General features: G+C 66.5%; 22 protein-coding genes. 5 read left to right on the top strand and 17 right to left on the bottom strand.

Features of this window, described 5'->3' with window-relative positions; all coding sequences use genetic code 11:
• Positions 1 to 2 precede the first annotated feature (2 nt).
• Together D779_RS10145 and D779_RS10140 are read left to right on the top strand one after the other, a co-directional pair.
• The gene (locus D779_RS10145) at positions 3 to 962 is read left to right on the top strand and encodes an alpha-E domain-containing protein (RefSeq protein WP_043753340.1); all 960 of its coding nucleotides are present in this window, start codon (positions 3 to 5) and stop codon (positions 960 to 962) included.
• The gene (locus D779_RS10140; RefSeq protein WP_043753339.1) at positions 962 to 1846 is read left to right on the top strand and encodes a transglutaminase family protein; all 885 of its coding nucleotides are present in this window, start codon (positions 962 to 964) and stop codon (positions 1844 to 1846) included. The genes D779_RS10145 and D779_RS10140 overlap by 1 nt, the downstream gene beginning before the upstream one ends.
• Positions 1847 to 1851: 5 nt before the next feature.
• Here D779_RS10140 and nikR read toward each other — a convergent pair whose 3' ends face one another.
• On the bottom strand, positions 1852 to 2274 hold the full coding sequence (gene nikR, locus D779_RS10135; RefSeq protein WP_043753337.1) for a nickel-responsive transcriptional regulator NikR: 423 nt from the start codon (positions 2272 to 2274) through the stop codon (positions 1852 to 1854).
• Positions 2275 to 2373: 99 nt separating this feature from the next.
• Positions 2374 to 2547 (bottom strand): hypothetical protein, encoded by a 174-nt coding sequence (locus D779_RS22645; protein ID WP_198295701.1) that lies wholly within the window; start codon positions 2545 to 2547, stop codon positions 2374 to 2376.
• Between the two features lie 223 nt (positions 2548 to 2770).
• On the opposite strand from D779_RS22645, the gene D779_RS10130 reads away from it, so the two are divergent.
• From D779_RS10130 to D779_RS10120, 3 genes are read left to right on the top strand one after another with little or no spacing between them, the layout of a single operon-like run.
• On the top strand, positions 2771 to 4459 hold the full coding sequence (locus D779_RS10130) for an ATP-binding protein (protein ID WP_043753335.1): 1689 nt from the start codon (positions 2771 to 2773) through the stop codon (positions 4457 to 4459).
• A gap of 33 nt (positions 4460 to 4492) precedes the next feature.
• Complete coding sequence (locus tag D779_RS10125) at positions 4493 to 5029, top strand: hypothetical protein (protein ID WP_081763446.1); 537 nt, start codon at positions 4493 to 4495, stop codon at positions 5027 to 5029.
• Between the two features lie 48 nt (positions 5030 to 5077).
• Positions 5078 to 5983, top strand: a complete 906-nt coding sequence (locus D779_RS10120; RefSeq protein WP_232424149.1) for a trypsin-like peptidase domain-containing protein — start codon at positions 5078 to 5080, stop codon at positions 5981 to 5983.
• Between the two features lie 11 nt (positions 5984 to 5994).
• Here the strand turns inward: D779_RS10120 and D779_RS10115 are convergent, their stop codons facing one another.
• The 15 genes from D779_RS10115 to bioB form a co-directional block, all read right to left on the bottom strand.
• Positions 5995 to 6792 carry an energy-coupling factor ABC transporter ATP-binding protein gene (locus D779_RS10115; protein WP_052348027.1) on the bottom strand — a complete coding sequence of 266 codons (798 nt, stop codon included), beginning with the start codon at positions 6790 to 6792 and terminating at the stop codon, positions 5995 to 5997.
• Positions 6789 to 7547, bottom strand: a complete 759-nt coding sequence (cbiQ, locus tag D779_RS10110) for a cobalt ECF transporter T component CbiQ (RefSeq protein WP_043753331.1) — start codon at positions 7545 to 7547, stop codon at positions 6789 to 6791. Before cbiQ ends, D779_RS10115 begins: the two co-directional genes overlap by 4 nt.
• The gene (locus D779_RS10105) at positions 7544 to 8209 is read right to left on the bottom strand and encodes a hypothetical protein (protein ID WP_043753330.1); all 666 of its coding nucleotides are present in this window, start codon (positions 8207 to 8209) and stop codon (positions 7544 to 7546) included. The genes cbiQ and D779_RS10105 overlap by 4 nt, the downstream gene beginning before the upstream one ends.
• Positions 8202 to 8822, bottom strand: a complete 621-nt coding sequence (gene cbiM, locus D779_RS10100; protein WP_043753328.1) for a cobalt transporter CbiM — start codon at positions 8820 to 8822, stop codon at positions 8202 to 8204. The genes D779_RS10105 and cbiM overlap by 8 nt, the downstream gene beginning before the upstream one ends.
• Before the next feature lie 18 nt (positions 8823 to 8840).
• Positions 8841 to 9629 (bottom strand): DUF4198 domain-containing protein, encoded by a 789-nt coding sequence (locus D779_RS10095; protein WP_043753326.1) that lies wholly within the window; start codon positions 9627 to 9629, stop codon positions 8841 to 8843.
• Between the two features lie 114 nt (positions 9630 to 9743).
• Entirely contained in the window at positions 9744 to 10103 is a 360-nt protein-coding gene (locus D779_RS10090; protein ID WP_157726369.1) for a hypothetical protein, read from the bottom strand.
• Between the two features lie 354 nt (positions 10104 to 10457).
• A complete protein-coding gene (locus D779_RS10085) occupies positions 10458 to 11906 on the bottom strand; it encodes an SPOR domain-containing protein (protein WP_157726368.1) in 1449 nt (482 codons plus the stop codon).
• Positions 11907 to 12200: 294 nt separating this feature from the next.
• On the bottom strand, positions 12201 to 12629 hold the full coding sequence (locus D779_RS10080; protein ID WP_043753321.1) for an FKBP-type peptidyl-prolyl cis-trans isomerase: 429 nt from the start codon (positions 12627 to 12629) through the stop codon (positions 12201 to 12203).
• Positions 12630 to 12831: 202 nt separating this feature from the next.
• Positions 12832 to 13713: a trypsin-like peptidase domain-containing protein gene (locus D779_RS10075; RefSeq protein ID WP_408606008.1), complete on the bottom strand. Its 882-nt coding sequence runs from the start codon at positions 13711 to 13713 to the stop codon at positions 12832 to 12834.
• A 21-nt stretch (positions 13714 to 13734) separates the two neighbouring features.
• Positions 13735 to 14919: a D-alanyl-D-alanine carboxypeptidase gene (locus tag D779_RS10070; RefSeq protein ID WP_043753319.1), complete on the bottom strand. Its 1185-nt coding sequence runs from the start codon at positions 14917 to 14919 to the stop codon at positions 13735 to 13737.
• A gap of 55 nt (positions 14920 to 14974) precedes the next feature.
• Positions 14975 to 15718: a dethiobiotin synthase gene (gene bioD, locus D779_RS10065; RefSeq protein ID WP_081763445.1), complete on the bottom strand. Its 744-nt coding sequence runs from the start codon at positions 15716 to 15718 to the stop codon at positions 14975 to 14977.
• 66 nt (positions 15719 to 15784) lie between these two features.
• Positions 15785 to 16666 carry a malonyl-ACP O-methyltransferase BioC gene (bioC, locus tag D779_RS10060; RefSeq protein ID WP_043753316.1) on the bottom strand — a complete coding sequence of 294 codons (882 nt, stop codon included), beginning with the start codon at positions 16664 to 16666 and terminating at the stop codon, positions 15785 to 15787.
• A 2-nt stretch (positions 16667 to 16668) separates the two neighbouring features.
• Entirely contained in the window at positions 16669 to 17406 is a 738-nt protein-coding gene (bioH, locus tag D779_RS10055) for a pimeloyl-ACP methyl ester esterase BioH (protein WP_052348026.1), read from the bottom strand.
• 28 nt (positions 17407 to 17434) lie between these two features.
• On the bottom strand, positions 17435 to 18643 hold the full coding sequence (gene bioF, locus D779_RS10050) for an 8-amino-7-oxononanoate synthase (RefSeq protein WP_043753313.1): 1209 nt from the start codon (positions 18641 to 18643) through the stop codon (positions 17435 to 17437).
• Positions 18644 to 18660: 17 nt separating this feature from the next.
• Positions 18661 to 19698, bottom strand: a complete 1038-nt coding sequence (gene bioB, locus D779_RS10045; RefSeq protein ID WP_043753311.1) for a biotin synthase BioB — start codon at positions 19696 to 19698, stop codon at positions 18661 to 18663.
• Positions 19699 to 19909: the final 211 nt, after the last annotated feature.

Below are 19909 nucleotides of genomic sequence, written 5' to 3'. Positions count from 1 at the left end.
CGATGCTGAGCCGAATCGCCGAATCCTTCTACTGGATGGCCCGTCATCTGGAGCGGGCCGACAATACGGCGCGCGCACTCGACATCAACTTCATCCATATGCTGGAGTCCGACGAAGGCGTCTCCGAGGAGACGCAATGGAAGCCGCTGCTGACCATCATGGGTGCCGACGAAGGCTACGAGGATCTCTATCCCGATGGCCGGGTGACGGTGCAGCGCGTCATCCATCTGCTCACTCAGGATTCGCGCAATCCGGGCTGTATCCATTCCAGTCTGAGGATGGCGCGCGAGAACGCCCGCGCCGTGCGTGATCGCATCTCCAATCCCATGTGGGAGACCCTCAACGATTTCTGGCTGACGACCGACAGGCATCTCGAAGCGAGGCTGCCACCCTGGCGTGCGGCCGAGTTCTATGCCTTCGTGCACCGTGAGGTCGCGACCTTCTTCGGCTTCGCTCATGCCACCATGATGCGAGGCGAGGCCTATGGTTTCAGTGGGCTGGGCATCCTGCAGGAGCGGGCCGACATGACCGCCCGCATCCTCGACGTCCGCTATCATCTGCTGCTGCCGGATCCCGCCATGGTCGGATCTCCGCTCGACTACTACCAGTGGGGCGCCCTGCTCAAGTCGCTTTCGGGATTCGAGGCCTATCGCCGTCGGTATCAAAGCGGCATCCGTCCGCTGGAAGTGGTTGAATTCGTGATTCTGAACCCAGATTTCCCCCGATCGCTGATCTACTGTATCGAGGGTATGGAGCGTGCCCTGGAGCGTATCGGGCCGCCGCCCCAGGCATCGGTCGTGACGCGCTTGCAGGCACTGCGCCAGCAGCTCGTCGGGATCGGTGCCGCCGAGATCCTGGAACAGGGCCTGCACGAATATCTGGACGCCTTCCTGGCGCGACTGGCGGATTTCGGGGCCGCGCTTCAGGCGGATTATTTCGATGCCTATCCGGAGGACGGTTAGTGAAATACCATATCGAGCAGGCCTGTCGCATACGCTTCGCGCAGCCGGCTCGCGAGCATCATGTCCAGATTCGCCTGACGCCCTGGGATGACGAGAGCCAGTCCCTGGTCAATGTCGTGCTCCGGGTCGAGCCGAGCGCCGACCCGGTCGCCAGCTACGACTGCTTCGGCAATCTGTCGCATCATTTCGCCGTTCTGGGCTCGCACAGGGAACTGTCCTTCTCGATCGCCGCGGATGTCGAGACCCGTCGTGAGAATCCCTTCGATTTCAGCCTGGTGCCGCCGGAGCGCGAGCGGGCCTGGATCGCCGACAGCCTGCGGCAGGCGCCGAGGCTGTGGGATTTCGTCCTGCATCGCAGCGCTCTGGTACCGACCCTCGCCGATGAGGTCTCGGGTCGGGAAATACCTGAATACCGCGAAGGCGTTTCCCTCATCGAGCAGGTCCAGGCGGCCTTCGGCTGGGTCGGGTGCTCGATGCGATACGATCCGGCATTGGAGGCATCGGGTAGCGATCTCTCGGCACCGCTCGCGGCCGGGCGTGGCTCGGCGGCCGATCTCGCGCATCTCCTGATCGCGCTGGTACGGCACTGGCAGGTTCCGGCCCGCTTCGTTTCCGGCTATCTGGATGCGGCCTATTTCGACGACTCCGCCCAGGCCCTCGGAGCCATATCTTCCCAGCGTCTGCATCATTGGGTGGAGGTGCTGATACCCGGAGGGGGCTGGCGCGGCTTCGATCCGGCGCTGGAGCTGGCTGCCGACGCGACCTATGTGCGGGTCGCCATCGGCCGCGATGCCGACGACATCAGGCCCTTGCGCCAGGCCTGCCGTAGCGATGGGGAAGGCCCGGAGCTGGACGAAAGCCTGATGGTCTCGCGCGTGAGCTGAGCGCCTCAGTTCTGGACCCGCGAGGCGCGCGTCAATTCGGCGAAGCGAACCCCGCGCAGTCCGGCGATCTCTAGGCTGAGATGTTCGATCTCGGCCGGCATGCCCCGGATGATGATGGTCTCCAGGCAGTTGTGATGGTCCATATGGACGTGGGTCGAGGCCACGACATGGACGTACTGGCGATGCTGGATGTCCAGGATCTGCTGCGTCAGCTCGCGCTGATGGTGGTCGTAGACGATCGTCAGCACACCGGCGACCTCCTCGTCGCCGCGCTCCCAGGTCTCCTCGACGATGCGTTCTCGGATCAGGTCCCTGACCAATTCCGATCGCGAGGCGTAGCCCTTGCGGACGACCCTCCTGTCCAGTTCGTCCAGCAGTGGTTTGGGGAGTGAAACGCTGAAGCGGATGGTTTCGTCTGGGTTAGGCATCTGGAAGGGGGCATGCGGAAGACAAGGTATGCAGGATGCCAATGATTCATGCCCCGGCGCAAGGACGTCAGGGCATTCGCTGCGATCCGGCTCGGAGGATCAATGTCCGTTTCGGGAGGATTGCCCGCTCTGATCCGATTGGATCGCCTGGACCTCGATGACCGGGGTTCCCTTGAGCCCGATTCCAGAATCGTCCGCGTCGGCCAGATGGACCGTCGACTGAATGCCGCCCGCCAATACGATCGCTGCGGCAAGAACACCTAATGCACCCATGATACATCTCCACGTTGGGTCGGTTGTCGGATGCTTATAAAAATATAAGCAATTTCTAATTATTCAAGTCGGACGCCGAACTTCATCCTGACTCTTGTGACTGGATTCGCATGAAATCTCTGCCCCCGACCCCGATCCTGCTAGCATGCATCCAAGTACAGGGTTCAATGATCGGCGTTCGCCTGGCTCGCCATCCGTTTTCGGCTACATGGAGTGATCCCGCATGTCCACGTCAGACACCAGTTTGATCGGCCGTGTCATCGATGTTCATGGCGGTTGCCTGGTCGCCAGCGTCTTCCCTACGGATGAAGGCTTTCCATCCTCGGTCAATCTGGGCGAGGAATCCCTGCCGGTCGGGCAATTAGGCAGCTTCGTCGAGGTCCGGGACCGTGCGGGACACGTGCTCGCCGAGGTGGCTCGGATCCGCGAAGAGGCGGTCGAGACACGTTCCGTTCCGGACCCCAAGGCCAATGGCGGCAGCCGGCGCGTGACCATCCGCGAGCGTCGTCTGGAGCTGACCCCGCTGGGCGAGATCAACGAGGACGGCCGCCTGGAGCCGGGCGTGAGCCGATATCCGGTGATCGGCGCGGCGGTTCATCTGATCGGGAGCAAGCGTCTGGCCGGTCTGCTGACGCGCGAGCAGGCCGGCGGTCTGGAGCTGGGGCGTCTCTCGGTACGACCCTCGCTCAAGGCGACGCTCGATCCATCGGCCCTCTTCGGCCGCCATCTGGCTATCCTGGGGCAGACGGGCGCCGGCAAGTCCTGGACGCTCTCGAGTCTGCTGCAGAGCGTCGTGCGTTCGATGCCGCGCTCGCACATCATCCTGCTCGACCTTCACGGCGAATACGGCTGGCGGGACGACGACGGCAGTTTCCATGGCATCTTCGGTCCCGAGGCCGCGCGTCATGTCGACGCCCGCGAGCTCGAGATCCCCTACTGGCTGCTGACCTATTCGGAGCTGGTCGATCTTTTCGTCGACCGCGCGGACTCCAACGCCACCGTCCAGATCGCCTTCCTGCGCGAGAGCCTCTTCAGTCTGCGCCGCCAGTCCAATCAGCACCTCGGGCTGCAGCGGCTGTCGGTGGACTCGCCGGTCTATTTCTCGATCGAGGACCTGTATCAGAGATTCAAGAAGGCCAACGAGGAGAAGCTCGAGTTCGGCAAGGTCAAGGGGCCGCTGTTCGGGGCCTTCGACGACTTCCTGGTGCGTTTCCAGTCGCTCTACAACGACGGGCGTTACGACTTCTTCATGCGTCCGCGCAAGAACGCCAGCTCGGCGAGTCTGGAGGGTCTGCTGCGCGATTTCGTGGGGTTGGGCGAGCTGAAGCGTCAGGTCACGGTGATCGATCTGAGCCCGGTTCCGGTCGATCTGCGTCCGGTCATCTCGGCCCAGATCGGCCGGCTGGCCTACGAGTTCAACTACTGGAATCCGCGGCGTCACGAGTTCCCCATCCTGCTGGTCTGCGAGGAGGCCCACCAATACATCCCGCGCGAGTCGGATACCCAGTTCGTCGGCACCCGTCGCGCCATGGAGCGCATCGCCAAGGAGGGGCGCAAGTACGGGGTCAATCTTTGCATCGTCAGCCAGCGTCCGACCGAACTCTCCGAGACCGTGCTCTCTCAGTGCGGCAACTATCTCTGTCTCAAGATCTCGAACGCCGACGACCAGGAATACGTGCGGCGTCTCCTGCCGGAGGGGGCCAAGAACCTGGCCGACCTGCTGGCCTCGCTGCGTCGGGGCGAGGTGCTCGCGGTCGGCGACGCCGCCATGCTGCCCTCTCGCATCCTGGTGCATCCGCCGAATCCGGCGCCGGCGAGCCGAGATGCGCCGCTCTCGGTCAGCTGGACGACCGGACCCGAGGATCTGGACGTGGCCCGGATCATCGACAATTGGTGGCGGCAGGTGCGTTGAGCATGCCGGGCGGGTCGATGACGAGGGCTCGGCTTGAATCCCGGCCCTGAGCGCGAATCCGTGACGCACCGCGAGGGATCCGGTTCTTGGACACTGGGTCTATGGATCGGCTCGGGTCTGCTGGCGGTCGTGCTGATCGCCGGTCTGGCCCAGCGTTTTTGGCCGCTGCTGCATCCGGATGCGATCGCCCTGGCGCAGCCCGAGCCCGGGTGCGATTTGCATCTCGGGGCCTGCCGGGCGAGCTTCGCGGACGGCGCGACCCTGACCTTGGGTATCCGGCCGAGGCCGATTTCCGTCATGGTTCCTCTGCAGCTCGATGTGGGAATCGAGGGACTCGAGCCCTCCGAGGTCGAGATCGATTTCGTTGGGGTCGACATGAACATGGGCTTCAATCGCGTCAGGCTCGTTGCGCTCGGCGACGGCCGTTACCGGGGGCAGGGGATGCTGCCGGTCTGCGTTCGCGCCCACATGATCTGGGAGGCCCGGGTGCTGCTGCATACCGCTCGGGGCATCATGGCCGCGCCCTTCCGGTTCGAGACCGATCGCGCTCGCAACTCCGCTGCCGGCTGATATCCGTTTCGCATGGCATGCACGACCATTGTTCCCCGACTGCGGTCCTTGGCCGTCCTGCTCCTCTTCTGGTCCGCGACGGCCGCCGCCCTGCTGGGCGGCGAGCCGGACAGCGACGAGCGCTATGCGGCCGTGATCGCTCTGGGCGATGGACGACGGCTGCACTGCTCGGCGACCAAGATCGGTGACGACCGCTTCCTCACCGCGGCCCACTGCGTGGCGGATACGAGCAAGGGTGGGCTGGACGACGCCTTCCGGCCGGGACGCCGTCTCTTCCTCAGCAATCGGGTGTCGCCGGTTCCGTCCGGGGATCTCCTCGCGGTCACCGTCCGCGAGGTCCGGCTGCATGCGAGCTACCTGGAGGCACTGCGGCGTTTCTACCGCTATAAGGAAGACAAGATCCGCGACTTTCGCGAGCGCTATTCCGGTGAGGATCTGGCTCGCCGGATCCGGGTCGTGGAGCGCGATGCACTCTTCACCTCGCGTTTCCCCGATCTCGCCATTCTCCGGGTCCGGGAGCCGACTCCGGGCATCCCGATCCTCCCCGTCGACTGCGGGCCATTGCATGCCGGGGATCGGGTCGAGATCGTTGGCTATGGCTACGAAAGCCTGCAGGGCATGGCGCTCGCCCGACGCATGCGGCCCTATGGTCGGCGCAACCGGGGATTCACCCGGGTGATCCGGGTCGATCCGGTCAATTTCTACAGCTATGCCGGGGAGCTGCATTCCGGAAGTCCCTCTCTGAGCCCCGGGGACTCGGGCGGTCCGGTGCTGCGCGATGGCCGGGTCGTGGGTGTCAACGGGACCGTCTACGGGCTGAGTCGGCTGGATATGGCCCGCTCGAATATGTCGGTCAATCTCAATGGTCTGACCGGCGATACCGGGCTCGGTTGCCGAGAATTCTTCGGTTTGCCTTCCGATCCCGGTTCGGGTGGGCGCCACTCGGGCGAGTGAGGCAGGACGATTCAGCCGTGCCGGTGATCCTCGGCCTGGGCGGCACCGTGATGATCCTCGGTGTCCTGGGAGAGGTGCAGATGGAGATGGCTGTGATGGTGGGTGTGGGGATGGCGATGCAGTCGGGCCTCGCTCAGCCGGCCGCCGACAAGATGTACGGCCCGGTTCGCCAGACGCTCGAGGAAGGTGCGGTCGTGCGAGACGATCAGCATCGCCTGGTCGAGACCGGAGAGATGGGCGATGAGCCGCTGCTCGGTGGCTTCGTCGAGACCGTTGGTCGGCTCGTCGAGCAGCAGCACCGAGGGTTTCATGGCCAGCACGGTCGCCAGTGCCACCAGGCGTTTCTCGCCGGCCGACAGACGGTGCGTGACCCGCTCCGCGAATCCATCCAGTCCGAGGACCGACAGGGTACGAAATGCCTCGTCACGCGCCTCGTCCGGCGAGCGGCCGAGATTCAGGGGACCGAAGGCGACGTCCTCGAGCACGGTGGGACAGAAGAGCTGGTCGTCCGAATCCTGGAACAATAGCCCGACCCGGGCGCGAACCTCGTGGAAATCCGCTTCGCTGCGTCTTGCTCGGCCGAAGGCGATCAGCTCTCCGGCCTTGGGGCGAAGCAGTCCGACCAATAGAAGCAGCAATGTGGTCTTGCCGGCGCCGTTCGGGCCGACCAGCGCGACCCGCTCTCCAGGGTGGAGACCGAAGTCGATTCCCTCGAGTACCGGACGGTCGCGGTGATCGAAGGCGATGCCGCGCAGCTCGATCAATGGGGCTTGGTTGTGTGGTGGGTGGTGCGACTCGTTCGGGCTCACATGATGCGGTCCAGGATCGGCAGGCCCATGCACAGTATCATGAATCCGGCGGCCGATCCGGAATCGGCGATCCGCCAGCGCGGCTGGTCCAGCAGATAGAGGCGTCCGCGGAAACCGCGGCAGCGCATCGCCGCCATGACCCGCTGCGCGCGGTCCAGGCTGCGCACCAGCAGCATGCCCATCAGCCAGCCGTAGCTGTTCCAGGTGTGGCGGTCGCTGCGGGGGACGAAGGCCCGGGCCCGCATCGCCTGGCGCAGGCGCAGATATTCCTGGTGCAGCAGATGGATCTGGCGGATCGTCATGAGCAGGAGATGGACCAGCTTCTCCGGAACGCCCAGCCGGGCCAGCGCATGTCCGAAGACCACGGGTTCCAGGGTCCCGATCAGCGCGGTGAGCGTCAGCACCACGGTGTTGGCCTTGAGCAGGATGAGTCCGGCGAGATGCAGCCCCTCGCGGCTCGCCGCGAGGGGGCCGATCTCGGCGATCGCGTGGCCCGGAACCGTGAACGGGAGGCTGAGAAGCAGGATCGCCATGAACCCCTCGAGCGCAGCCAGACGGCGCAGCAGGAATCCCGGACGTATGCCGGCGGTCAGTGCCAGCGATAGAGCCAGTGCGAATGCGAGCAGGGCGACCGGCAGATGATCGAGCCCGATGGTGATCAGCGCGAAGAGGGTGGCCGCAAGGATCCGCAGACGCGGGTCGCGCGCCGCGATCCAGCCCGATCCCAGCGGGGCGAGCAGCGCCCCCTCCGTCACGGGCGTCCGCCCTTGGAGCGGGCGTGCATCCAGAGCGCCAGACCTGTGAGTCCGATGATATAGCCGATTCCGCCCAGCACGTCGTGCCAGCGGGCGCGGTCCTGAGCGGCGATCAGCTCCTCGCGCAGGGGACGGACCTGGCGGGCGACGGCCTGCTCGATCGCCATCAGGAGCCTCGCGTCGTCGGCTCGACCGGAGAGCTTCGGCTCGGGCTCCATGGCCACGGCGTTCTGAGGCCGGGCCTTCGAATCCGCCGCTTCGTCATGCCGCCCATCCGCCGCTGTGGAGGATGCCGGGTCCAGTTCGGGGAATCCGCCGGCCAGTTCGTCCGCGGCGATCCGCCATTCGGCGCGATGTCCGTCCCCCGAGTCGGCGACGACGAGCAGATCGGCCGGTTGCGTGGCCCGGTAGCTGAACCGACCCTCGGCATCGGGCGTCAGTTCGGCGAGCGTTTTGCCCGTGGCGTCCTGGATACGTATGAGGGCGCCGGTCGCCTTGGCTCCGCCGGCGAAATAGGCGCTGCCCTGGATCCGTGCGCCTTCGGCGAAGGCGAAGACCTGGAGCTTGTGGGCGAGCGCCGGCTGGCTGGCGAGCGCCAGGCCCAGGAGCAGTAGGGCGGCCGATGGGGCGCCATGGCGTGCGGAGAAAGCATGTTCAGGCATGTCCTGCCTCGTCGTGGATGATGATCTCGGGAGCGACCCGCTGCAGGAAGGCGACTACAGTGCCCGTGATGAGCGCCTCGACGACGGCCAGGGGGATATAGGTCAGAACCAGGATCTGGGCCGCGGGCAGGAATGCCTCACCGCTCAGTCCGAGATCGATCGCCACCAGGGCAGCCGTCGCCATCACCCCGAGCCCGCCGGCCGCTGCGCCCACCCAGAAGCGTCTACCGGGGGCGACCCGGCGCATCCATGGCGCGAGCGTGAGCGCGCAGATCAAGGCCGGCAGAGCCATGTTCATGGTGTTGACGCCGAGCGCCACGAGGCCGCCGAAGCCGAAGAAGACCGCCTGCAGCAGCAGTGCGACGAAGAGCGCGGGCAGGGCGGTCCAGCCGAGCAGCAGGCCCATGAGCCCGTTCAGAAGCAGATGGACGCTGCTCGGACCGAGCGGGACGCTGATGAGCGAGGAGACGAAGAAGGCGGCCGAGAGGACCGCCGCCTGTGGGAGGCGGTCGTAGTCGAGACGTTTGAGGGCGATCCCGAGCAGCGCGGCGGACATCAGTCCGCCGCCGACGAGCACGGGGGCCGAGAGGACGCCGTCAGGGATGTGGGCCATGGGGCGGATGCCGCTCCGTCATTGCATGTCCGTCGCCTTCACCCAGATCAGGGCGCCGGCCTCGACCGGAACCTCCTCGCCGTCCGGGTTCTTCATGGGCGTCTCCCCTTCGAGCAGCGCGGCGAATCCCCACCAACCGGCTCTCGGCATGGCGTAGCTGAAGTGTCCGTTGGCGTCGGCCTTGACGACCTGGGTGACGAAGGGGGAGGCGGGCGGCGTCACCGAGCCGTCGTTGATCCATTCAACCTCGACCTCGGCGAATGGCACCGGCTTTCCGTTCTGTTTGACGATGCCGCTGAAGAGGTTGCCGGTCCAGAGACCATAGGGACGCACCAGGGGCTCGATCTCGACCGGCAGTCCGATCTCGGTGTCCCAGCCCGCCTCGGCGCCGAAGGCATCGACCACGACCTTCGTATAATGGACGATCATGACGCCCTCGGCCGGCTCCCAGTAGGGCGCGGGCTCGACGAAGAAGACATAGTCGCCCGGCTGCTTGACGCGGTAGTCGGCGCTGAAGGTCTGCTTGCCGTCGGTCTTCTCGGCGTTCAGGGTCGCGGTCAGATCCTCCACCCCGTTCGGACCGGCGACGCCGAAGCGCACCGGCTGGCCCATGTCCATGAGCGGACCGCGCTCCATCGGGTGGGTGAATCTGAGCTCCAGTCCAACCTCTGCACCCGTGTCCGCGGTGACGATGTCGGCGGTCGGTATGAGTTCCTGAAAGTGCGCCTGGACCCCTCCTGCGATCAGGAGCGAGACGGACAAGAGACTGGCGGGGGCGAGCGTACGCGCGAAGATGGGTCGGTTCATGGTGATGGTCGACGATTGACGCGTTGGTGTGACGAGAGTGTTCTTCGTAACACCCGGCGCTGTCAACCCCCGAACCGCCGGACAGAGGATCGATTCGTGTTTATCGAGGGTCGATCAGTCGATCTCGTCCAATGGCAGCGTGCCCACGATCGGACCCTCGGGGTCTTCCTTCTCCAGCCTGGTGCGTAGCGTCACGATCTGCCGGTCCAGCTCCCTCAGCCTGGCGATCTGGGTCTTGAGATAGGCGAGCTCGGCCTTCATGCGCATGACCTGCTGCGATTTCTCGCGCCGATCCCGAAGCGCGTTCAGCGCCTGCTTGAGCTCGAGCGATACGCGTTCGCGATGCACGACCGACTGGCGGAAGGAGGCCGCGCTGCTGCCCGGCTCCGAGTTGATCTTGTCGCCCGCACCGTAGACTCGGTTGAGAATCTGGTCCAGGTCGGGATCGAAATGCATGGATGAATTCTTATACATCTTGCTCGGTGACTCGAGTTCCATGGTTGCAATTCACCTGAATCGCATTATAGCTATGGGCGCGACTCGGAATCGCGGCATCGTCCACATGATCGCAACATCGACAGGGGGATTTCGCCATGACAGCTCGATCGCTCGCCTTCGTGACCGGGGCCCACCGGGGGGTCGATACGCTCGGGGCGCTGCGGCTGTGCCAGGCGCTGATCCCGCTCATGCAGGGACGCGGCCGGGGGGGGCAATGTGTCCTCTGGGATGGGCCAGCTGAGCGAGATGAACGGGCGCTGCCCCGGCTGTCCCAGTGGCGGATTCTGTCGCCACGGCGAGCCGCTTGCCTGGTGATGCGCCCGCTGGAACTCAGTCCCCGCCGGATTCGGGGTGATAGACGGTATCGTCCGGATCCAGCTTGCGAACCCAGATGTCGAACTTGGCCAGTGCGGGCGACAGTGCGGCGGCGGCGGCCTCGGCCGATTCGCGGGTGGCGTGCAGGCTGTCGATGAGGACGTACCAGGTACGGCCCTGATAGGTCTCCTCGTCATAGACCACCCAGTCCGTCAGTCCGTAACGCTTGGCGAAGGTCTTCAGAGACTGCAACGAATAGAAGCCGATCACCTGGACCGAATAGGGCGTATCCCCGACCGGGATACGCGTGGGCTCGTCGGGTGCCGATTCCGTCTGCGGCGTGGTCGGCTCCGGCTCCTTGTGGACTGCTGGCTCCGAGGATGAAGGCTCCTCGGTCGTCGACGCCTCCGGTGCTTGTGCCGGCTCGCGAAGCGGCTCGGCCGCCTCCGGCGGTGCCGTCGGCTCATCGGCGGATTCCGGAATGGCCGGAACCGGGGGCGGTTCCAGGGAGGCGTCCGAGTCCTCCGGATCGGCGGTTGGTTCCGGCGACGATTCCGGCATCTCGCGGACTGCGGCCGTTTCCTGGAGCGGTGGCTGCGACTCGGGTGGTGACGAGGGGGGGGCGGGAACCTCAGGGGTTGCTGCCGATTCCTGAGATGGCTCCGGGGCCTCCTCGGCAATGGGCGATCGGGTCTGGAGCGGGCTGGAGGTTTCCTCGGTTTCCTGGGGTTCGACCTTTGTAACCCCGTCCGTTTCGGAACGGGGTTCCTGCGACGGAGTCGCCGTGGGTTCGGGTTTCTCCTTCTCGACGGGCTCGGCGTCGATGTCGCGCTCGGGTGATCTTGGCGCGGACGGGGCGCTCGGCTGGGGCGGAGTCGGCGATGGGGACTCGATCTGTTGGGGCTCGACACTGGGATCGAATTGGAGATCCCTTGGCTGAGGTTCGACCGTCGGCAGTGATTCCTGGTCCTCGGCAAGACGTTCCAGAGAGGTGGTGATGGCCTTCACCGCCGTCGACAGTTGGGAGAGCTTCTCGCGCGTGGCCGGATCCTGGGTCTGTACCGGCGGGACCGAGGCCGATGCCTTGACCTCTTCGAGGGTCTGGCGCAGCTCTCCGATCTCGTCGGAGAAGGTCTGTCTGGCCTGGTCGAACTTGGCATAGACGAAGACCAGCAGGACGCCGACGATGATCACGAAGAGGATGAGGGTCGTGGTGACGATCGCGTTCTGGCGCCTCAGGCGCATGTCGATCTCGTCGCGGTGATTCTGATGCGTGCGCTGCAGACGCGTGGCGGCATGCCGTCGGTCGTCGTCGACATCGGCGATACGGGAGACCAGGGACACCTCCATGGTCTGGAAATCCGATTTCTGCTGCTCCAGTTCCTGACGCAGCTGGGCGATCTCGGTCGATAGGTTGGTGATCTTCGGCCGATTCTTGGGATCCGTATCTTGCTGATTAACCATGGTCATGCATCCCGATGCTGGCATATGGGTGCGTCCCGCCTTTCCGGCGAGGACTGGATCCATCAGCGAGGGCAGGCTTTCGAGCCGCTCGCCGAGCACTTCCGCCTTTCACTCTGCGGCAAAGACCGGACAGGCGATAAGTATACCCAAGGTGGATCGGTCTTCGGTCCGGATGATGCGTATGCCGGTCTGTGCCCGGCAAAAGGCGTGGAGGACGCCTCTATATCGCGTTCCCGGACGGGACGGGGATGGCGAGCCGATTGAATGCCGGATGTGCATTCAATCGGCTTGTCGCTAGATGATTTCCACCAGCTCCAGGGCGAAGGTGAGATTCCGTCCTGCCAGAGGATGGTTGCCGTCGATCGTCACCTCTTCCTGATCGAATGCCTTCACGACGAATGAGACCGGGACTCCATCCGGGCCCTCGGCGCTGAGGATCATGCCGACCTGAAGCTCGATCTCGGGCGGGATGGCCGAGCGCGGCACCTGCTGGGTCATCTCTTCCTGATAATCCCCATAGGCCTGCTCGGGCGGGATGGTGACGGTCTTGGTTTCGCCGACCGTCATTCCGCTCACCGCGGACTCGAAGCCGGGAATGACGCCGCCCGAGCCGATCGTGAATTCGAGTGGTTCGCGGCCGTTGCTGGAGTCGAACACGGTACCGTCGTCCAGTGTGCCTGTGTAGTGGATCTTGACCGTATTGCCTTGTTGGGCGTGCGGCATGGGTATTCCTCCTCGTGGTGCGAGTGGTACCCGCCGACCGCGACGAATGAGCGCGCGGAACAGTGTGCGGACGAACGCTGGCGATTCGAGACGGGAGACGAGCGATAAGGGTTGCGCGCACTCTAGAACAGGCGGGACCTAAGTGCAAACCAGTTACCCGGCCGGGCTCGATCGGGGTTCGGCCCCGATCCGGGATGTCCGATCAGCGGCGAATCCTTCTGAGCGCCCCCCGTGCGCGGTTGCTGGGCACGGCGAAACCGATGCCGACATTGCCGCCGGTCGGGCCGATGAGCGCGGTGTTGATGCCGACCACGGCCCCGGTCAGATCGATCAGGGGACCGCCTGAATTCCCAGGATTGATCGAGGCATCGGTCTGAATGAGTTCGCCGAGCCGGTTGCCATTGATGTCGCTGCGGCCCACGGCGCTCACGATGCCGAGCGTGACCGTCTGACCCAACCCGAAGGGATTGCCGATGGCGATCACGAAGTCTCCGACCTCCAGCCGATCGGAGTCGGCGAGCGGCAGCGGGCGAACGTCGAGGGGTGGAATCTCGAGGATGGCGACGTCGGTTCTGGGATCCGAGACGCGTTTGCGGGCGCGGAAGCTGCGCCCGTCGGTGAGGGTGACCCGGATCTCGCTGGCGTCTTCGAGCAGATGTCCGTTGGTCATCACCAGGCCGCGTTCGGCGTCGACGACGACCCCGGAGCCCAGGCTCTGGCGGCGCTCCGAATGGTCCCATTCGGGGACCGCCACGCCGAGCCCGTCGAGAAAACGCTTGAAGTCAGGATCCTCCATGAAGGGCGGCGGCTCGGACTGGACTCGGGATTCGGCCGAGATGGTCACCACGGCCGGGGTCACGCGGCGCATCAGGGGGGCCAGACTGGGCGATCCCCGGCTGTTCTTCTCCAGTGCGCACCCGCAGTTCTGAAGCGGAATCTGGGCGGCGGCGGGCTCGGAGTCCGGCGCCGAGGTCGTGACCGCCGCGCAGGCGGTGAGCAGCCAGGCGGCGACGGCCCAGGATCCCACCTCGATGAGACCCCGGCCGAGCGCATCGATTCTGGATGGGATGCGTGGGTTGATCACCTGTGCCCGTTCGCTCGTGGATCAGTGCGTCAGGCTGCTGGCGACCCGGCGTCTCAGACCGTAGTCGACCGGCTGATTGATCAGCAGCGCGAATGGCTCCCAGGCGCCGTCGCGGCGGACGTAGCCGGCGTAGCAGCTCACGCCGCGCAGCGTGCCGGTCTTGGCACGGACGTCCGGGTCGCCGTCCTGGACCGGCATGAGGTCGCGATAGGGCGCGAAGGCGTCGAGCAGGGCGACCATCTGGCGGGCACTGAGCCGGTTCGCCCGCGACAGACCGGCGCCGTCGTCGACGCGGAAGCCGCGCCAGCCGAAGCGTCGTTCGGCGAAACCGGTCATGGCGCGCTGCGCGCTCGCCATGCTGACGCGGCCCTTCGTCCGCGGGTCGGCCAGACGCAGGAAGAGCGCGTTGGCGACGAAGTTGCTCGAATACTGGAGCATGGGCCGGATCATCTCGGTCAGGGTGCGGCTGTTGGTGTGTCGAAGGACCAGCTTGGCGCCGCGGGGCACCTGGGCGATGCGGATGGCATCGTCCACGCGCACGCCGGCGTCCTTCAGCTTGGCACCCAGCAGCTCGCCGAAATAGCGCAGGGCGATCTCGCGCTCGCGCAGATTGACCCGCTGCTTGCCCTGCCCGCCGGACAGACCGAAGCGTCGCGCCGTCGCGGTGAGCGGTGTCTGCGACTCGGCGCTGCGGACCCGGTCGCCGCTGCGGACCAGGTTCAGCGTATTGAAATTGGCGGCCAGGGCCGTGACCGGGGCGTCGTAGGGATTGTCAGAGGACGAGCGGCCGGCGATCTCGACGTCCGGGTCGAAGAAGCTGTCATCTAGCCCGATGCCCGCGACTCGGCGGATTCCTTGCGCCTGGAGTTCGGCCACCAGGCGATCGAGCTCCTCGGACACCAGGTAGGGGTCGGCATAGCCCTTCACCCACAGCCAGCCGTCGTTGCCGCGGTAGATGTCGGTCTGGAAGCGATAGTCCCGCCCCCAGGTCTCCAGTGCGGCATAGGCGGTCAGCAGCTTCATGGTGGAGGCGGGGACGCGCGGCGTGTCCGCCTGATAGGCGATGCGGTCGCGGCCCCCATCCTTCAGCAGCAGGCTGGCCTGTCCCAGCGACTCCACCTGCGAGACCGGATCGGTGGCGGCGAGTGCGGTGCTGGCGAGTGCGCCAAGAATCAGGATGGCGGCGAGGCGGAATCTGGTCGGCATGGTCGCTCGGGTGGGCCGGTGCCCGGTATTGGCTCGAAGATCTGGATCTCGGCGTTCAGTTCGCAGTAGTCCCCAGGTCTCGGGAACGACCGATCCGGGTGAGTTCCGGGGCCATCGGCCCGGCGAGCCCGAGCGCCGAGGGATCGAGATGGGCGGCTGTCCGGTCTGGCTCCGGATCGTCCATCCAGGGGACGACGCCGAGGCAGGGTGCCTCGATGAGCGCGGCCAGGGTCGCCAGGTTGGCCTCGCGGACCAGCATGCCCGGCTCGACCTGATTGGCCACCCAGCCGGCCAGTCTGGCGCCGCTGGCGCGGATGCTTTCGACCGTCAGCAGCGCATGGTTGATGCAGCCGAGCTTGAGTCCGACCACCAGCACCACGGGCAGATCCAGCAGGATCGGAATGTCGCTGACGAAGAAATCGGAACCCAGCGGAACGCGCCAGCCGCCGACGCCCTCGACCACCACCAGATCCGCCTCTTGCCGCAAGGTGCGATAGGCGGTGCGGATGGTGGTGGGCGAGATCTGGACGCCCGTCTCGGCTGCCGCCAGGTGCGGCGCGACCGGTGGCCGGAAGGCGAATGGATTGAGGATGCCGTAGGGGGCCGCCGTGCTGCCCTGCGCCAGGAGCCTCAGGGCATCCCCGTTGCGGAGTCCGTCCGGCCCGGGCTCGCAGCCGCTGGCGACCGGTTTCATCCCCAGCACGCTCGCCCCTCGGCTCTGGAGGCTCGCCATGAGTCCCAGGCTGATCTCGGTCTTGCCGCAGTCCGTGTCCGTCCCGGTGATGAAGATGCCTGTCATACCCTCTTGCCCGAATGACTCCGATCGTCCGGACGGGAGGCCGTCCGGCGTGATTGACTCGCTGAATCAGGCCGTTCGTCCCCGGCCGCCGATGGCCGGGATGGGAACGGCGATGCCGTCGGCGACCGGCTTCTGCACCGGTGTCCAGGCGTGACCATAGAGTACCTCGTAACTCGCCGGTAGTCTGCCGTCGCGTCGATGGATCTCGTAGGCCGATTCGACCGCCGTCAGCCGCTGGCGTCCAGAGAGCGCGCGCGGACGGTCCTGCGTGGCGTTGCGCGCCCCGAGCACCTTGAGGTCGCGCATAAGATCCCGTACCCGCTCGTAGGTGAGCGTCATGCGCTCGGCGTCCATCACCGGATCGGCGAAGCGGGTGCGGACCAGGGCGTCGCCGATGTCGTGCATGTCGAGAAAGGGGCTCACATGGCTGTGCCGGTCGACCTGGCTCCAGGCCTGGCGCAGCTCCTTCAGGGTGTCCGGACCGAAGGTGGTGAACATCAGCAGACCGCCCGGCCGCAGGACGCGCAGACATTCGGCGAAGGTGCGGTCCAGGTCGTTGCACCACTGGATGGTGGCGCTGGAGACGATGAGATCGACGCTGGCGTCGGCCAGCGGAAGCGATTCGGCATCGGCGCAGACGCAGGCCGGACGGCGCAGCCAATGGCCGCGTTTGCGCGCCTGCCGCAGCATGCCGTGGGCGAAGTCGAGACCGATCAGACGGGCCTTGCGATAGCGTTTGCTCAATCCGTCCAGGGTATAGCCCGTGCCCGTGCCCAGGTCCAGGACGCGGGCGGGCTCGAGCCGGATATAGTCGAGCCGCTCGATCAGCCGGTCGGCGATCTCGCGCTGCAGGACGGCCACGCTGTCGTAGCTGGAGGCGGCCTGCTCGAAGCTGCGCCGGGCGCGTCGCTTGTCGATCGGGGGGATGTCGTTGGCAATCTCGGACATGATCAAGCGTCTGGCTCGACACAGGCGTCGACGAAGGATCGGATCAGGCTGGCGGTCTCCCCGGGATGCGACAGATGCGGGGCATGCGCGGCGCGCTGAACGATGTGGGTCCGCGCGCCCGGCATCAGCAGCTCGACACGCTCCGCCACGCCCTGTGGGACCAGGGCGTCGTGGCTGCCGAACAGCCAGAGCGCCGGACATTTGATGTCCGGCAGCTGGCCGCGCAGATCCTCGTCGCGCAGCAGGTCGAGGCCGAGCGAGAGCGCGTCCGGATCGGGTTCGGGCCGCTGGGCGAGCTCCTGCTTCAACGTGCGCAGGGTATCGCGGGCGGCCTCGCTGCCGCGGACCTGGAGGGCGAGGAAGCGCTCCAGCGTGCCCTTGGGGTCCTGGGTCAGTCCGGCATGGAACTGGTCGAGCGTCGACTCCTCCATGGCTGGGGTCCAGTCGGTCGCGCGGACGAAGCGGGGCGTCGCCGTCAGCAGAATCAGTCCGGCGACCCGCTTGGGTGCGCGCAGCGCGGCGGCCAGCGCCACCAGTCCGCCCAGCGACCAGCCGAGCCAGACCGCGCGCTCGGGGGCGGCCTCGAGACAGGCGTCGGCCCAGCGCCAGAGATTGTCGAGCGCGGGCGGAAATGGACTGTGTCCGTGGCCCGGCAGATCGATGCGATGCTGGGCGAATCCGTCCCAGCAGTCGGGACAGCCGTCCCAGACGGCTGAGTTCATGCCCCAGCCATGCAGCATGACCAGGTCGATTGGGGTGTCGGATACGTCAGTCAAGGTGTTCGTCCTTCGCGATGGGGTCCGCCATCGGCAATTGCGCCAATGCGTCGAGCAGCCGGTCGAGGTCCTCGTCGCTGTGCGTGGCGGAGAAGGTGATTCTCAGTCTGGCCGTGCCTTCCGGGACCGTCGGCGGCCGGATGGCGCCGACCAGGATGCCGCGCTCCTCGAGCATGCGGCTCCAGGCCAGTGCCCGGGCCTCGGTCCCGGCCAGCAGCGGCTGGATCGGGGTCGGCGAGTCCATGGTCGGCAGACCGAGCTGTTCCGCCCCCTGCCGGAAGCCCGCGATCAGTTCCCGCAGCCGCTCGCGGCGCCAGTCGTCGCGTTCGGCGATGGCGAGGCTGGCGCGGGTCGCCTCGGCCACGGCCGGCGGCGAGGCGGTGGTGAAGACATAGCTGCGGGCGCGCTGGATCAGTGTCTCGACGAGATCCTCCGAGCCGGCGACGAAGGCGCCGAAGGTGCCGAAACCCTTGCCCAGGGTGCCCATGAGGATGCAGTCGTCGTCCGGCGTCAGCCCGAAATGGTCGAAGGTGCCCCGGCCGCCGCGTCCCAGCACGCCCAGCCCGTGGGCGTCGTCCACCAGCAGCCAGGCGCCTGTCCGGCGGGCGATGGGCATGAGTTCGGGCAGCGGGGCGAGGTCGCCGTCCATGCTGAAGACGCCGTCGGTCGCGACGAGGCGCGCGCCCTCGTCGCCGAGCAGGCGTTCCAGTCCGGCGGCGTCCGCGTGCGGATAGCGGCGCAGATTGGCGCGCGAGAGCTGTGCCCCGTCGAGCAGCGAGGCGTGGTTGAGCCGGTCCTGGATCACCTTGTCGCCGCGTCCGGCCAGCGCCGAGATGATGCCCAGGTTGGCCATGTAGCCGGTCGAGAAGAGCAGTGCGCGCGGCCGGCCGGTGAAGGCGGCCAGCTCCTCCTCGAGGGCATGATGTGCCCGGCTGTGACCGTTGACCAGATGGGCGGCGCCGCTGCCGACGCCCCAGTCCTCGGCGCCGCGCTGCAGCGCCCGGATCACCTCGGGGTGATTGGCCAGGCCCAGATAGTCGTTGCTGCAGAAGCTCAGCATGGGGCGGCCGTCCAGACGCGAGCGCGGCTGCTGGGGGCCGTCCAGGACACGCCGGCGCCGATAGCGATGGGCGGCGGCGAGCTGGTCGAGCTGTTCGCGCAGCCCGGCATCGGGCCGGTGTTCTCGGCTGGAGGTCTCCATGCTGGACGTGGCGGTCGTCACAGCGTCATGTGGACGTGCGACTCGCCCTCGTGCTTGTGGCAGGCGCCCGGCTCGGTGCGCTCGGCCTCGACCTCTTCGAACGAGAGTCCCAGGCGGGTGAAGAGCTTGCGGTCGCGGTCGGACTCGGCATTGGGCGCGGTCAGCAGACGTTCGCCGTAGAAGATGGAATTGGCCCCGGCCAGGAAGCAGAGCGCCTGCAGTTCGTCGCTCATCTCGCTGCGGCCGGCCGAGAGACGCACGTGCGACTTGGGCATGATGATGCGCGCTGCGGCGACCACGCGCACGAACTCGAACGGGTCGAGCGCCTCGCGTCCGAACAGTGGCGTGCCCTCGACCTGGATCAGCATGTTGATGGGGACGGACTCGGGATGGGCCGGCAGGTTGGCGAGCTGGCGCAGCATGGAGGCGCGGTCGCGGCGCGACTCGCCCATGCCGAGGATGCCGCCGCTGCAGGTCTTGAGACCCACGGCGCGGATGTGCTCCAGGGTGTCGAGCCGGTCCTGGTAGGTTCGGGTGGTGATGACCTGGCCGTAGTACTCGGGCGAGGTGTCCAGGTTGTGGTTGTAGTAGTCGAGTCCGGCGTCCTTGAGGCGGCGTGCCTGGGGCGCGGTCAGCATGCCGAGGGTCACGCAGGTCTCCATGCCCAGGGCATGGATGCCCTCGACCATGGACACGACCTGATCCAGATTCTTGTCGCTCGGATTGCGCCAGGCGGCGCCCATGCAGAAGCGGGTCGCGCCATGCTCGCGCGCGGTGCGGGCGGCCGCCAGGACATCCTCGACCGGCATCAGACGCTCGCGCTCGACCTCGGTCCCGTGCTTGGCGCTCTGGCTGCAGTAGCCGCAGTCCTCGGGACAGGCCCCGGTCTTGATGCTGAGCAGCGAGCTGACCTGGATGCGGTTCGGATCGAATCCGGCGCGATGGACGCCCTGGGCGTGGAACAGCAGGTCGTTGAAGGGCTGGTCGAGGATGGAGAGGATCTCGTCGATCGACCAGTCGTGACGGATGACCGGGGTGGGCTCGGAGGAGTGCATGGGCGATGATTCGGTTCGAATGGGGCGGTCCGGGCATGGGCCGCAACTGGAAAAGCGCCCTATCCTAGGCGTCGCGGGCGACTTGTCAACCATATCGCTCTATTTCGGTTTACAGCTCGTGCGATTGGGCGGCCAATCAGGAGGCGGTGAGACCGCTGTTCGGCGGTTCCGGCGAATGGGCGGCCGCCAGTCGGAGAAGAGGAGGGTCGGG

It is taken from the genome of Imhoffiella purpurea, from assembly GCF_000585215.1.
GTDB classification, from domain to species: Bacteria; Pseudomonadota; Gammaproteobacteria; order Chromatiales; family Chromatiaceae; genus Imhoffiella; species Imhoffiella purpurea.
This window is presented reverse-complemented; position numbering and strand designations above follow the sequence as displayed.

What these genes read in the sequence shown, in the direction of transcription:
- D779_RS10145 (WP_043753340.1), top strand. Translation starts at nt 3, where the DNA reads ATGCTGAGCCGAATCGCCGAATCCTTCTACTGGATGGCCCGTCATCTG.
- nikR (WP_043753337.1), bottom strand. Translation starts at nt 2,274, where the DNA reads ATGCCTAACCCAGACGAAACCATCCGCTTCAGCGTTTCACTCCCCAAA.
- D779_RS22645 (WP_198295701.1), bottom strand. Translation starts at nt 2,547, where the DNA reads ATGGGTGCATTAGGTGTTCTTGCCGCAGCGATCGTATTGGCGGGCGGC.
- D779_RS10130 (WP_043753335.1), top strand. Translation starts at nt 2,771, where the DNA reads ATGTCCACGTCAGACACCAGTTTGATCGGCCGTGTCATCGATGTTCAT.
- D779_RS10105 (WP_043753330.1), bottom strand. Translation starts at nt 8,209, where the DNA reads ATGCCTGAACATGCTTTCTCCGCACGCCATGGCGCCCCATCGGCCGCC.
- cbiM (WP_043753328.1), bottom strand. Translation starts at nt 8,822, where the DNA reads ATGGCCCACATCCCTGACGGCGTCCTCTCGGCCCCCGTGCTCGTCGGC.
- D779_RS10095 (WP_043753326.1), bottom strand. Translation starts at nt 9,629, where the DNA reads ATGAACCGACCCATCTTCGCGCGTACGCTCGCCCCCGCCAGTCTCTTG.
- D779_RS10090 (WP_157726369.1), bottom strand. Translation starts at nt 10,103, where the DNA reads ATGTATAAGAATTCATCCATGCATTTCGATCCCGACCTGGACCAGATT.
- D779_RS10085 (WP_157726368.1), bottom strand. Translation starts at nt 11,906, where the DNA reads ATGGTTAATCAGCAAGATACGGATCCCAAGAATCGGCCGAAGATCACC.
- D779_RS10080 (WP_043753321.1), bottom strand. Translation starts at nt 12,629, where the DNA reads ATGCCGCACGCCCAACAAGGCAATACGGTCAAGATCCACTACACAGGC.
- D779_RS10070 (WP_043753319.1), bottom strand. Translation starts at nt 14,919, where the DNA reads ATGCCGACCAGATTCCGCCTCGCCGCCATCCTGATTCTTGGCGCACTC.
- bioD (WP_081763445.1), bottom strand. Translation starts at nt 15,718, where the DNA reads ATGACAGGCATCTTCATCACCGGGACGGACACGGACTGCGGCAAGACC.
- bioC (WP_043753316.1), bottom strand. Translation starts at nt 16,666, where the DNA reads ATGTCCGAGATTGCCAACGACATCCCCCCGATCGACAAGCGACGCGCC.
- bioH (WP_052348026.1), bottom strand. Translation starts at nt 17,406, where the DNA reads ATGCTGCATGGCTGGGGCATGAACTCAGCCGTCTGGGACGGCTGTCCC.
- bioF (WP_043753313.1), bottom strand. Translation starts at nt 18,643, where the DNA reads ATGGAGACCTCCAGCCGAGAACACCGGCCCGATGCCGGGCTGCGCGAA.
- bioB (WP_043753311.1), bottom strand. Translation starts at nt 19,698, where the DNA reads ATGCACTCCTCCGAGCCCACCCCGGTCATCCGTCACGACTGGTCGATC.